This window comes from Spirosoma jeollabukense, assembly GCF_054777855.1.
Genome location: NZ_BAAHAD010000001.1, coordinates 1,119,471 through 1,132,848, shown reverse-complemented (window position 1 = coordinate 1,132,848; position 13,378 = coordinate 1,119,471). Strand labels below are relative to the sequence as shown.

Here is a 13,378-nt window from a genome sequence, read left to right as displayed (position 1 = left end):
AATTGAATAAACGTCAATTTTCCTAAACCCTTATTTTGCTTACAACCATGAAAACGTTCAACCGTATCCTCGCAACAGCTCTGGTTGCTGCTTCAACCGCTTCCTTCGCTCAATCGACGCTTACCAGCACAACCGATTCCAGTTCTTACACCACGTATTCGACGACGAAATCAACGAGAAGAATTGAGCACATTACATCGGATGTGCATATCTATTTTGGTGTCAATAATTTTGGTGGTTCGCTACCGGCCGGTTACGATTTTCGTCCTATTGGTTCGCGCTACGTAGCACTGTCCTGGCAGAAACGCATTCCACTCGCCGTGATGGGCTCCACAAAACTTCGGTTGGTAACGGGGCCAGAAATCGCCTGGAACAACTTCATGTTCGAGCGGTCGCCCGAGGTGAGACGTAACATGTTGGTTGAGCGCAATAATCAGCTTGTTATTGAGCAGGCAGACACCGACCTGCATAAGTCAAAGCTCGTTACGACGCAGCTTAATCTGCCGGTGATCCTGAATGTTACGTTCCGATCGGGTTTTACGTTTGGCGTGGGCGCTTATGCCGGTATACGCCTGGACAGCTACACGAAAGTAAAGCCCGAAGGTGGATCAGCCGTTCGGACGCATGGTTCCTACAACCTGAATCCGGTTCGCTGGGGGCTGACTACCGAACTGGGCTTCCGGGGACAACCGAAACTTTTCGGACGCTATGAACCCAATAGCCCATTCAAAGCAGGACAGGGCCCAGACGCCAGCGTGTGGGCTGTGGGGATCAAATTCTGACCGCACAGGTGGTCCTACGGGATTTGTATGATTTTTCTGACCGACTATGATTTCGCTTCCACAGAAAGCCTATGGATACATCATAGTCAGTCAAAAAAAATACAAAAATCCTGGTTCGAAGATGCAACATTCTTTTCGCGCCTGCCTCTTTATCTCGATTGCTTCAAAGGCGCAGTAAATCCAAGTAATTATCCACTCATCCCAGCGTTCAGACCGCTTGTGTAAGAACAGGTACTTTGCGATACCCACTACCTACCTTTGCCATGTACTTAGTGCAAGACACAAAGCAACCTTCTGAAAGAATAAGACAATGAAAAAGCCTTTGACTCATCACATACTGCTGTTAGTAGCCTTCTATAGCCTGCTGTTGCTAAGCCTGACAAGCTCGTTCGGTCAGGTTCTGACGAGAGGCACTGTAAATGGTAAAGTAGCCACAGTAGCAGGAAAACCGTTGGAATTCAGTACGTTAATGCTGCTGAAAGCGAAAGACTCGACTTTGGTAAAAGGGGCAATCAGCGACGTCGATGGCAAATACGCATTCGATAATGTTGGTGCAGGTCAGTATGTAGTAGCTGCCCAGCAGATTGGTTATCATAAAACGTATAGTGCTCCGTTCACGATTGATGAAGCACGTCCGGCGCTCGAATTGCCTGCTTTAGCCATGACCGACGAAACGAAAAACCTGACCGAAGTAAAGGTTGTTGCTCAGAAACCCTTCATTGAGCAGCAGGTTGATCGTACAGTTATGAATGTCGAGAACAGCATTGTAGCTAGTGGCAACACCGCCCTGGAAGTACTGGAAAAAGCACCGGGTGTAACTATCGATCGCCAGAATGACCAGATTCAGTTGAAAGGCAAGGCGGGCGTCATTGTCTATATCGACGGCAAACAAACATACCTGTCTCAGCAGGAAGTATCGAATCTGCTCAAAAATACGCCCAGCGATAACATTGCTTCAATTGAGATAATCACGAACCCAGGCTCCAAATATGATGCGGCTGGTAACTCCGGGATTATTAACATCAAGATGAAGAAAAATAAGAATTTTGGCACCAATGGTACGTTCATCCTCGGTACTGGCTACGGCTGGGTGAATAACCTGGCAGGTGCCCGCGACGACCTGCCAAAATTCAATACGTCACTGAACTTGAACCACCGGGAGGGGAAAATCAACTTCTTCGGTAACTATAGCTACGTGAATCGGCAGAGTTCGCAAAGCAACGAGATCAATCGGGCGATTCCCTTCAACGGTACTACCACTTATTTTGATCAGTATTCGTTCCGCCCAAATCAGTTCACGGGACATTCCTACAAAGCGGGTCTGGATTATTTTATCAATCAGAAAAGCACGATTGGTGTACTGATCAATGGTTTCTCAAACGATTGGCGCTCATCGGGGGTGAACAATACGTTCATCAGTGACGAAAATCATAAACTGACCAGCAAACCCGCTACTAAAACGGATGCTCGTAATTATTTGTCAAATCTTACGGGTAACCTCAACTACAAATATGATTTCGACGGAAAAGGCCGGGAATGGACCATTGATGCCGACTTTGTTCACTATGGCGGTAAGAATAACAATGACTTGAGTACAGTTTATTATGGGCCTGAAAATCTGCCGGTTCGCCCAAATCAGGATGTGCGCAACAACATGCCATCGACCATCAATATTCTGGCTTTTAAAACAGACTACGTGCATCCTCTGAAAAAAGGCGGCAAATTTGAAACCGGCCTGAAAAGCAGCTTTGTCGATGCCGATAACAACACGCTTTACGATACACTGCAGCAGGAAAGCCGCCAGTGGTTATTCGATGCCAGCCGGTCGAACCAATTCAAATACACCGAGAACATCAATGCCGCTTACGTTAATTACGCTGGTAAGTTCGGTAAATTGAAAGTTCAGACGGGCTTACGGGTCGAGCACACGCACTCAATTGGTACGTCGGTTACGCTGAATCAAACCGTTGATCGTAATTACCTGAACCTGTTTCCAACGGTATTTCTGTCACGGCAACTGGACACGAACAACGTATTGAATATGTCGTTCAGTCGCCGGATTGACCGGCCTGACTATCAGAACCTGAATCCGTTTGTGTTCTATCTCGATCCATACACCTATCAAAAAGGAAACCCGTTTCTGCGGCCACAATACACCAACTCAGTTGAGCTGACGCACGTTTTCAAAGGAACTCTGTCAACAACCCTGGGCTACAGTCGCACAACGGATTTCATTAACCAGGAAACACCCCGGCAGATTGCTTCCGAAAACATAACCTACGTGACGCCGGAGAATCAGGGTCATTTAGATAATGTAAGCCTGAATGTGAGTTTTCCGATAGTGGTGGCTAAATGGTGGCGGATGCAGAATAACATTAATACGTATTATCAGAATTATCAGACGTTCTATTCGGGCACGCCTTACGATGTGAAATTAGTGGCTTACAATCTGTACACATCCCAGAATTTTACGCTGACCAAAACGATGTCGGCTGAACTATCCGGCTGGTACAATTCGGCCTCGCAATATGGTTTCTATCGGGCGCAGCCAATGGGTGGCTTTAGCGTAGGTGTACAAAAGAAAGTGATGGAAGGCAAAGGCAATGTGAAACTGAATATCAACGACCCCTTCTGGCTGAACCATTTCAATGGTCGGGCGATGGTTCAGGACATCAATTTTCACGTAGCATCACGCTGGGAGAGTCGCAAAATCATGCTGACGTTCACGTATCGTTTTGGTAATCAGAATGTAAAAGGTGCCCGTGATCGGAATTCAGCCACATCAGCGGAGCAGAATCGGGTAAAAGCAGGTAATTGAAAAAATAGCAAACAATGTAGCCTGTATAAGAATGAGAGTAGGGTCTCAATCTGGTTTACAAACAACATACAGGTTACATTTTTTTAGATAAAATTTTTAGTTTAGGTTAAGAAAACGCGAAAGCCATGCTCACCTTGAAGCATGGCTTTTTTGTGCCCTGACCACCAGGGGTTAGATGAAATAATAAAAAAACAACCGCCACCCAATCAGGCAGCGGTTGTCCGGCTTCAGTATTTATCGTAGGACCAACACAGTCCACTGAAGATATACGCAAAAGGCAGGCTGCTGGATTGTCACTAAATCAGTCTAACGACAAACAGAACAGGCCATCCGGCAGTTAGATTACGATTCAAAAGGCCAATAGTAGCAGCCAGCTTAGTTTTATGTGTCTGCGCAGATAGAAGCCCGGTTGAGCGAAAAGGAAAAAGACGTATATTGAAGGCCATGAACACTCATATTATAATCGGCTCGTTTGTTGTCCTGCTTGGCGCAGCTCTAATCCTCTGCGGAATCGTGGTAATGCGACAGGGACTGGTCGTTAACGAGGCAAAGAACAAACCTGCTCATAGATCATTACTGAATGACCCGCGCTATATAAAAAGTAGCACTACCCTGGAAAAGCATAAAGAATTAACGCGTGTATATGTCCAGTACAGTGAAGATATTGCTCGTCAGACCAAAGCGAATGAGCCGGACAGAAAAAAGCATATTGCTGCCATTGAACACAAGAAAGAGACATTATATCAGCAGATGGATTCGCTGGAAACTGAGTGGAATACCCTTTGGGTAGAATTAGCCAACGAATACATTGAACCCGAAATGACAGCGCCCAAATAATTCAATGGAAACGGGTTCACGGCATCCTGAGTTGTAAGCCGTTGATAGATGCGGCAAGAAAGTAGATAATTCTGCATCCTGACGCAACCCTATCGCTAAGCTCCCCGTATTATGGGTATTAACAAGGAATACGGACAGCCGCTGCTCGATTGAGTAGCGGCTGTCTTTTTATCGACTCAGGCTGGAGAATTTAGTAGGCTTTGGCTATAATACTATGTTTTATACAACGTAGCGATTCGGTGGGTTGGCTGAGCTAGTGGCTAACGGACATTGTGAACGATTCTATCATCGTTATGAAGAATCCTATTATCGGGGTGACTTTCTACTTTTTTGCCAGTCTAGCCTTATATAAGTTGACGCTACAAGCCCTGACCCATTGGTCGGGGCTTTTGTTTTGTTGACCACCTTGAACGTTGACTTTGTAGATTTGATCCGGATTTAAAATAAGTTAAGCCTTTTGAATCCGTCCGGCTAATTATATAACGCTGTTCGCAAATCCACCAGAATCCGTTCAATTTGGCCTAAATCTGGCCGATCGGGGAGAGGACTTACAGTGGCTGCTGCTTCGATTCGGGCCACTTTCTCTTCCGCTTGTTTAATCAACTTGGCATACTCGAAGGTACCCGACCGAATGTTTAAGAGTTCCGCTCGGTTTGGCCGACGGACAATAACCTGGCCAGTTTCCAGAATCTCCGTCGCCATATCCAGCAAGCGGAACGTATGCATCATATTCTTGGCATCGTAGTTTTTACCGTGATCGAGTGTATTCTGATACCGAGCGTCGTTACGCTTCTCAACCCATTCCCAATACTCCCGATACTCTTTGCAGTAACTGGAATATCCGTCATGATTCACGGACAGATAGGCCAGTAACGTAGCGTCTTTGGGGATACTGCTCAGTGATACTTCGGTTGACTCTTTGTCCGAGATAATGCCCTGAAAACCTAACGTAGCCGTTTCGTCGTAGAAAAGTGCATACACATCACGGGCATGCGGAACGCTTGCCAGCCCGCAATTTTCCTGTTTCCAGCCATGAGCCATTAACCAGTCCAGAACAGGTTTTGACCCGGCTGTAGATGCATTGACTTCCAAAACGTAGCAAAAGTCGAGTAAAGACCTTCGCTCCTTCGGGAGTGGATTCACGATTTTCTTGTTCAAGCCCCGCGCCTTTTTGATCTGGCTGACGGCATAACCAGCAAAGGTGTCTTTGCAGAGTTTCGATAGAAAGTCAGTAGGTTTTAACAGGTCGAATAATGGGTGCTTCCGGAGGATACAGTCAGCCGGAGCGCAGAGAAGTTCGAGAATATTGGGATTGTTTTTGGAAAGCAATTCGACAAACCGGCGCAGTTCATAAAAAATCACATCGTTCTTGTCATCGTTAACCTGCTCGACATAATTCAATCCATAAAGATTAGCCTGAGGCAGAAGAAATACTCCCCGAATATCGGTGTCAGACGTTGGTAAGTCGGTACCGTAAGCGCGGCTACCGCTTATACACTCAAATAAAATCAGGTTACGATCCCGGAGGTTTTGAATGGTCATTGAGCTTGTTTTTTGAATTCCTACCGGTGTCATTGGGGAAAAACCTACATATCGATAGTATGTAACTTGCCCAAATTAGTCTGTAAGAAAACCAAAAATCCTTAAAAAAAGATAAGGTTCCCCGATCGAAGCGGAGAACCTTATACTGACTATTCCTAAACCCTTAACCTTTTCTACATGAAAAACTAACTTTTACTCTTTTCTGTTCCAAATACCTAATTTTTAGATATTTATTCCAAAATACTGAACGTCAGGCGTTTCGCTGATGGATTGGTTCGCGTTCCAGAGGAAGTTGATCATCCGGGCTGTGTGGCCAACCTGTTTTGTCCAGTTACTGGCGTTTGCATCTTTCTGCTTGGCCAGTTTATCAGTTAGTTGAAGAGCCGCTTCGTTGAACTTGATACGATCGGCAGGGCTGATGTTCAGCACAGCGGTCGGATTTTGGTTGTACAACGAGACAACACTCATAAAGTTCTGCCAGTTGGTAGTATTTACAAACTTGGCAATGTTAAGTTCTGCATACGAAGCAAATTGCTTCTGCGAACCATTGACAAGCATCGTACTTGCCGGCTTGTTGGCTGCCGGGCTATCATCAGTGTTGGTGGTGGTAGCCGCGGTTGCCAAAGTATTTACTAATCCTAATCCAAGAACCAGTGATGCAAAGATAACACGCGTTTTCATTGTTTTGTTCTATTTTTGTTTCAATCAGATAACGCACAAAGGTCTATAGAAAGTTTGAAAGTGCAAACCCAGTATAGCGCTGCATCGAAATTTTGTTCCGAATATAATGCGGTTTAGGAGGAATTTTATGGTAAAGGCTGATACTAGTTCTGTAGAAACAATATAAAATTTCGTAATAATGAAAGCGAAGTTATTCTTTCTACGTTTTTAAAGAATTGAAATATTCTTTAAAATGTTATATCATTGGTTGTAATTATTCATCGCTGCCTGTATGCCCATAGTACAAAAAGTGAGCGCAGCATCGCCCGCGCGGTCCAGATAAGCGGGTAATTGGATCAATTCGTCCTCTGGAAACTGTCCCAGTACGAAGTCAACTTGCTTTCCTCTAGAGAAATTGTTGCCAATACCTACCCGCAATCGAGCATATTCCTGCGTGCCCAATGATTCATCAATACTCCGTAGTCCGTTATGCCCCCCCGCCGAACCTTTGGGTTTCAGGCGTAGCTTATCAAACGGTAAATCTTTGTCGTCGGTGATAACCAGCAGGTTTTCAAGGGGAATGTTTTCCTGCTTCATATAATACAGCACAGCCTTGCCGCTAAGGTTCATATACGTAGTGGGCTTTACAAAAAACAACTGCTTGCCTTTGTGCTGCCATTTGGCGGTATACGCCAGACGCGTCATTGAGAAGGTGAAGCCGTGTTGCGCAGCCATACGATCGAGCACCATGAAGCCCGCGTTATGGCGGGTGAGAAAATATTCAGGCCCTATGTTGCCCAGGCCAACAAGTAGAAATTTCATTTGCTATTGATTCAATAAAGCTACCGATTCATGATAGCTGGTTTGAGTGCCGTCGGGAAACTGACAATCTAACCGGTACACATACATACCAGCTGGCGCCGAACGGCCATCGACTTGTCCATCCCAAATGGATTCACCGTTTGAAAGCACAAAATTAGTACGATTATACAGGACTACACCCCATCGGTCGTAAACCGTAAAACGGGAAATTGTAACAGAAGGGAAGGCGAAGTGTGCTGTAAGAACATCGTTAATATGGTCAGCATTAGGCGAAAAAGCGGTTGGTACCTGAATAATCTTAGGACAATCGAGCGCGATCGATACGGACTGGGTAACCACACAGTTGTTTGTGTCTCGGACCGTAATGACATAATTCCCGGCTTTCAGTCCCGAAAAATTAGCGCTACGTTGATACGTTTGCCCATCGAGCGAGTAATCTGCGGGGCCTGTCACCTGGCTGCCAGCCATCGAAATGGCCCCGTTTTTCTCCCCGCATCCTTCAGGAGTTGTTATAACATCGTCTAAATGAGGGCCCGAGCTGGGAGCCACGCTGATATCCTGCTTAATCGTGCATCCTTTCCCGTCCTTAGCCACCAGCGTATACGTACCAGATTTTAAGGCAGTGAAAATGGTGGCTGTCTGGAATGTCTTACTGTCAATACTGTATTGTATTGGTGGAGTTCCGCTTCCAACGGTCATGGCCACCTGCCCATTGGCTTGCCCGCAGGAAGTAGGCACTGCATTTGTGCTGAGAATCGCCATGGGTGTGAAGGACGGTATGTCAATCGCTCCATTGACCTCACATCCATTCGCATCGTGTACATGAACCGTATACGTACCGCCAGCTAATCGGGTAAACAGCGGAATCGACTGAAACGTAACGCCATAATTGATGGAGTAGGTTAGGGGCGCCCTCCCGCCTGTAGCCACTACGGTTACTTCGCCGTTGTCGACAGCGCAGTGGGGCGGAGTAACTTTCAGATCGGTGATGGTGGGGCTGGCGTCGGATGAGAGGGCTATGGTTTGTGATGACTGGCAACCGGCCGTATCTTTCGCGACGATCGTATAACTGCCGGGACTGAGGCTTGTGAACAGGGGCGTCGTCTGGAAACTACCCCCATTAAGGCTGTATTGCCAGTTTGTTGATCCTGTGATGGCAATACTACCATTGGTTTTAATGCAATCTGTATTAATGATCGTTGTCTTAAAAAGGGGCTCAACCAGTTCAACCGTGACAGGAACTGGGGGACTTTCGTTTTTATACAGCGTCTGCGTAATGTAAAACGTTGTTGTTTGCGTCAGTTTCGGGCTGTATGTATTACCCGTGGCCAGTACGCTGGTTTTAGCTTTTGACGAATACCATTTAATATTTTTACCCGTAACGACGAGAGTAACCGGGCTGCCCTTGCAAAACGTAGTACCCGATTTTACCACAATTCGGTATAATTCGACTTTGCCGCCCGATGAGTCTTTACAGGTGGTGCCATTTGTAATGTTTTCGTAGGTACCAATCAGACTCTCGTCCGCAGAGTTATACGTAAGTTTTCCTCGCCAGAAACAAAGATTTTTAATCTTCGTACTCCCGTTTCTGTCGGCCTCACTGAACGTAACAGATGGTAGATTAACCTGACCTGATAGATAGGCTACCCCTCCAAAAGGTACATCAGGGTCTGACGTTTGCGCTGTTCCACCAAGGATGCTTCCCGTTTGGGTAAGGGTCATGGCGTAGTTGTACACGATCTGATTGGGATCGGTTGGGTACGTAATGCCAAGCCAGTAACCCGCTACGTTCTGCGCCTTGCTCACGACAGCCAACAGCCCAAACAACATGCACAGGCAGATTGTAAATCCTTGTTTCATCGCTAATGAAATGTTCACACAATAGCTTCAGCGCTTCGGCACAGCTAAAGTAGTGACAATAAGGCATTTGTGTGATTTTGTAGATTATTAGATTGACCATTAGCACAATAGTTTATTAAAAAATATCAGCCCTAGTCCAAAGGATCAATGTAAGGCTGTAGAGTCGGGCATTGATCTCATTCAACAAGTTGGCTAGGAGCAGTCTGGAGTTTTATAACATACCCTAACAGGGCTACTCTCAAGTAAGTACTCACGAGTAGCCCTGTTAGGGTGATTGTTTTTTTACTGAATAGGTGAGAAAAACAGAAAATTAATCTACATTATACCATATGATGCCATAGCTTGAAGCAAACCGCTCTCGTTCGGCCTTACTTAAATTATACCCAATTGCTATTCTCAGGCTATTATATTGGCACCATGAATCACCTTGTGAACAACTTGCTCTGCGAAGAAATAAGACAGCATTGGAATTGAGTTCACAGTAATACCCACTGGGACCGAAATGCGGTTCATCTTCCGTTGCCGTTATATCCATTGGTATTAGCGGATGCTTATACTTTACTTCTAAAGCCGCTTTCACAGAATCTAATTGGTTACCTTTATTTTTTAGGTAAATATTGACTCCGTAAGCTTGCCTACGATCGGGTATTTTATAAAGGGTATCTTTCCCAAATTCGTATGGGTTGAATAACCATTCTATTCGTGACCGAGGTGTGCTATCAACATAAACAATTGCGTCTTTAGTAGAATATTGAGGTAACTGTTTAGCAAGTTTAGGAAACGCTATTGAGTAGCCTTCAATAGTAGTTGAGAATGAGTCCGATTCAGACATACATCTGGTTATCAATAAACTGATTATCAAAAAAAGCGCTGTACGAATCATAGTAGGGGTCAGTGTTCATTGGTTGGAATAAGAACCCATTCTAATTGTCCATTAATCATACGTTGTACTAAATAGCGCATTAAACCATTGTTGACAGCATCCCAAATCACTTGGTCAAATTGGGTAATTGATCTATTGGGATCTGCATCATAAATAATAAATCCTTGATTGTTATTCCAACGATCCATATCTCCGTCTATGAGAGGACTATTACTCTCATGAGCATCGACCAATTGTTTGGCAAACGTTCTACCAAAAGGTGAAATTGAGTGGATAATAAATAACAAAGCATGTTTAAACGCATTAGCAACATTTATACCGATTTCCATAGTATTATGGTAACCGTAATGTAGTATACATCTTATTGATGCAGATCTTGCATTTTTATAATATTGTCTTAAATTATTTCCGTAATTAGGCGTTCCCAAACCAAGCATTTGATTCTCTAAAGGTGTTAAGCCTTGAGGAACTCCAGGATCTAATAAGTTAGCGATTGCATTTTCAACTTCACTGTCTGAAACAGAATTTACGTTTAATGAAAGATATTTTAAAGAATACGGTTTACTACCATATATATTGACATAAACGCTGATATTACTTATTAAATCTGGGTACTGGGAAATTAAAGCTTTTTCATCCGTGGTAAAAGAAATACCCTTGTAAAGCATGTTGGCGTAAAACCTGTTGAGAGCTATTTCTTTGGCCGTCAAACCCGTTTGGATATTAAACCGTGGTACACCTGGATTATTCCACGGCCCAGGAATCGACCCACCGCCACTTGAACCACCATAAGGAAGAGTGGGGTAATTAGAGCTGGGGTGAAAAATTGGATCAATTGGATCTTCAGGGTCGGGTTCATATGGAGGAGTGTAGACAATGTCTACAACATTACCCGTATAAGATTGTAGAAAAAATGTCAAATTAGTAAGGCTCACACTGCTGAAGCCATAAGGTAATGGCGAGTTAGTTATATTGGCAATTTCATCAGGATTATACTGAGTCGGGATGATGGGTGTGTACAACCGACAGGAGGGAACTAGTTGCATAGTTTGACCTGGATATTCCCAGAAGAGCTGAGCCTGCGCTCCTCCCCAATAGTCAACAAAAACGACATTGATGTAATACTTTTGACCAGCGTTCAGGTAGATGCTTCCTTGTTGCCAGGTAGGAGCATGGCCATTCCAGTCATCAATAATGATTTGTCCATTTACCCATACACGGGTGCCGTCGTCATTGTTAGTTTTAAAGGTATAATTTCCAGACACGGGTGCTTCTATCTGCCCATACCAGCGTACTGAGAAACCATCCGCATTGACCACATTGGGAATAGGCGAATCATTTCCCCAAATAAAATCAATTTGTGCATCAGTTCGAATACTAACCAGATTTGTTGATAGATCTGTACTATTTGTATAGAAGCCAGTTAGCCCACTACCTGTACCACAACTACTTGATGGTGGATTTGGTGTTCCCCCTGAGCATCCGTTAGCGGTTCTAGGTGAACCGGCCAGATCACTATTCACCCCACACATGCGTACAGAAATGGTATGATTCTGTCCATTTTTCCAAGGTGCATCAGAAGGAAAAGTATAGTTAAAACCGTGATAGCGAGCGGCCGGATTATTATAGTAATTTGCTACATCTGGACGATCTGCATTGGCACTAATTCCAGAGTAAGTTTTCACGCCATCAATGTATATATCAATTGTCTGAGTTTGGTTAAAATTATTTACATCCAAGGCCCAGCCCCGTATACCATTACAATCGGCATCATCCAATGTACTTTGGGGATTACTTACTGAACAAGTACCGGTTGGTGGATTGGGGTTCCCGCCTGAATTGCACGTGGGTGAGTTGGCTGTTTGCTGAGAAGAACATCCATTCAAACTGGCCGTAATCGTAACATTGGTGCCAGTGGGGATATTAACCACCTGGTTCCCCTGCACACTGCCTGCACTACTGCTTACAGTTGACCCAGCCTGAGCCGAAAAACTCACCGAATAATTAGTCGTCCCATTACAACTGGGTGTACCTAAACTTAAACTTGGGGGTGTGCAACCGCCCCCACCATCACCACCATCTATACAAAGCCGATCTATATTAAAGCTTCCTCCACCATTGCCTTGTATACGTAAGCTGTTGCTACCCGCCTGCAAATTGACTACTACTGTATTTTCCGCAAAAGGCCCGGCCCAATTACTGGTGCTGGACGCAGAACTAGTTTGAAGATTACCATTGACTACAATGCCCAATTGAGGATTATCGCCACTGGCATACCAAATATGAAGGGTATAGCTGCCTGCTGAAGGAACACCGGTTATGGTGTAGGTCGTGTATTCGGTATTATTTCCGAAACTACCCGTGTACTGGCCCGCAGAAGCTTGCACGCTGCTCGATACACCCCGATTGCCTGAACCGCTTTCGGCTTCAACACACCAATTAAAGGACGAATTGGTAGCTGCTGTGCGTCCTGCTCCCTGCTTACCACCTGAATGATTGGGTAAACATAGGGTTGCTTTTTCGACAAAAAGGCTTTGACTGGTAGCTTGTCCGTGGCTTCGTAGTAAACGGAAACATGTATTTTCGGTCGTGCTCGTAAAAAAGCCCCGAATAGTGTAGGTGACTTCTGATTGGCTGGGGTAGGCTAATTCTCCTGAAACGAACTCAGTTAAATTACCGCCAGTTTGCTGGAAACCCGCAGGGAGCAACATCCGGAGTGAGTAGGCATTCGATCCCGGCAGGAAGAACATCAAATTAGGCGAGATATTCATTAATCTGGCCGTAACTGATAGCTCAATCTCTTCCCCAATAACTATTTGCCGGGTATTGCTCTTGATATCAAATCTGATCGGGTCATTGATAACAGGCTGGTTTACTTCTGTAGGCTTCTTTTTGGAAGCCATTGGAGGGGCCAAAATGCCTTTATATAAGGACGGACCAAGCTTTGACTCCTTATAGGAGTAATTTTCATTGATAAAAGATGAAAGGCTAATTGACAGGAAAAGAATGGCCATTAGTGATAAATGACGCAGAAGTAGAAGTTTAAACATACTTTATGGATGATATAGTGACTTTTTTGCAAACATAGATATTCATAAAATATACTCTAAGAGTAAATGTATATTATTTTTATGGATAGGTGACTATTTTTCAAGCCTACTTTTTCTCACATTT

General features: G+C 44.6%; 9 protein-coding genes. 3 read left to right on the top strand and 6 right to left on the bottom strand.

Going from position 1 to position 13,378, the window contains the following annotated elements; all coding sequences use genetic code 11:
- Positions 1-47 precede the first annotated feature (47 nt).
- The 3 genes from ACYVEA_RS04580 to ACYVEA_RS04570 all read left to right on the top strand — a co-directional run bounded on the left by ACYVEA_RS04580 (position 48) and on the right by ACYVEA_RS04570 (position 4,437).
- Positions 48-782 carry an outer membrane beta-barrel protein gene (locus tag ACYVEA_RS04580; RefSeq protein ID WP_461112156.1) on the top strand — a complete coding sequence of 245 codons (735 nt, stop codon included), beginning with the start codon at positions 48-50 and terminating at the stop codon, positions 780-782.
- Positions 783-1,092: 310 nt separating this feature from the next.
- Positions 1,093-3,600, top strand: coding sequence for an outer membrane beta-barrel protein (locus ACYVEA_RS04575; protein ID WP_461112154.1), 2,508 nt, complete (start codon positions 1,093-1,095; stop codon positions 3,598-3,600).
- A 444-nt stretch (positions 3,601-4,044) separates the two neighbouring features.
- Positions 4,045-4,437 carry a hypothetical protein gene (locus ACYVEA_RS04570; protein ID WP_461112153.1) on the top strand — a complete coding sequence of 131 codons (393 nt, stop codon included), beginning with the start codon at positions 4,045-4,047 and terminating at the stop codon, positions 4,435-4,437.
- A 471-nt stretch (positions 4,438-4,908) separates the two neighbouring features.
- On the opposite strand, the gene ACYVEA_RS04565 is transcribed toward ACYVEA_RS04570, so the two are convergent.
- The 6 genes from ACYVEA_RS04565 to ACYVEA_RS04540 form a co-directional block, all read right to left on the bottom strand.
- Positions 4,909-5,979 (bottom strand): nucleotidyltransferase domain-containing protein, encoded by a 1,071-nt coding sequence (locus tag ACYVEA_RS04565; RefSeq protein ID WP_461112152.1) that lies wholly within the window; start codon positions 5,977-5,979, stop codon positions 4,909-4,911.
- Positions 5,980-6,201: 222 nt separating this feature from the next.
- Positions 6,202-6,660 carry a hypothetical protein gene (locus ACYVEA_RS04560; RefSeq protein WP_461112151.1) on the bottom strand — a complete coding sequence of 153 codons (459 nt, stop codon included), beginning with the start codon at positions 6,658-6,660 and terminating at the stop codon, positions 6,202-6,204.
- A 240-nt stretch (positions 6,661-6,900) separates the two neighbouring features.
- Positions 6,901-7,461 (bottom strand): aminoacyl-tRNA hydrolase, encoded by a 561-nt coding sequence (gene pth / locus ACYVEA_RS04555; RefSeq protein WP_461112150.1) that lies wholly within the window; start codon positions 7,459-7,461, stop codon positions 6,901-6,903.
- A 3-nt stretch (positions 7,462-7,464) separates the two neighbouring features.
- Positions 7,465-9,321, bottom strand: a complete 1,857-nt coding sequence (locus ACYVEA_RS04550; RefSeq protein WP_461112148.1) for a T9SS type B sorting domain-containing protein — start codon at positions 9,319-9,321, stop codon at positions 7,465-7,467.
- A 310-nt stretch (positions 9,322-9,631) separates the two neighbouring features.
- On the bottom strand, positions 9,632-10,153 hold the full coding sequence (locus tag ACYVEA_RS04545; protein WP_461112147.1) for a hypothetical protein: 522 nt from the start codon (positions 10,151-10,153) through the stop codon (positions 9,632-9,634).
- A gap of 59 nt (positions 10,154-10,212) precedes the next feature.
- Positions 10,213-13,254, bottom strand: coding sequence for a PA14 domain-containing protein (locus ACYVEA_RS04540; RefSeq protein WP_461112146.1), 3,042 nt, complete (start codon positions 13,252-13,254; stop codon positions 10,213-10,215).
- Positions 13,255-13,378 lie beyond the last annotated feature (124 nt).

What these genes read in the sequence shown, in the direction of transcription:
- ACYVEA_RS04550 (WP_461112148.1), bottom strand. Translation starts at nt 9,321, where the DNA reads ATGAAACAAGGATTTACAATCTGCCTGTGCATGTTGTTTGGGCTGTTG.
- ACYVEA_RS04560 (WP_461112151.1), bottom strand. Translation starts at nt 6,660, where the DNA reads ATGAAAACGCGTGTTATCTTTGCATCACTGGTTCTTGGATTAGGATTA.
- ACYVEA_RS04580 (WP_461112156.1), top strand. Translation starts at nt 48, where the DNA reads ATGAAAACGTTCAACCGTATCCTCGCAACAGCTCTGGTTGCTGCTTCA.
- ACYVEA_RS04540 (WP_461112146.1), bottom strand. Translation starts at nt 13,254, where the DNA reads ATGTTTAAACTTCTACTTCTGCGTCATTTATCACTAATGGCCATTCTT.
- ACYVEA_RS04565 (WP_461112152.1), bottom strand. Translation starts at nt 5,979, where the DNA reads ATGACCATTCAAAACCTCCGGGATCGTAACCTGATTTTATTTGAGTGT.
- ACYVEA_RS04545 (WP_461112147.1), bottom strand. Translation starts at nt 10,153, where the DNA reads ATGTCTGAATCGGACTCATTCTCAACTACTATTGAAGGCTACTCAATA.
- ACYVEA_RS04575 (WP_461112154.1), top strand. Translation starts at nt 1,093, where the DNA reads ATGAAAAAGCCTTTGACTCATCACATACTGCTGTTAGTAGCCTTCTAT.
- pth (WP_461112150.1), bottom strand. Translation starts at nt 7,461, where the DNA reads ATGAAATTTCTACTTGTTGGCCTGGGCAACATAGGGCCTGAATATTTT.
- ACYVEA_RS04570 (WP_461112153.1), top strand. Translation starts at nt 4,045, where the DNA reads ATGAACACTCATATTATAATCGGCTCGTTTGTTGTCCTGCTTGGCGCA.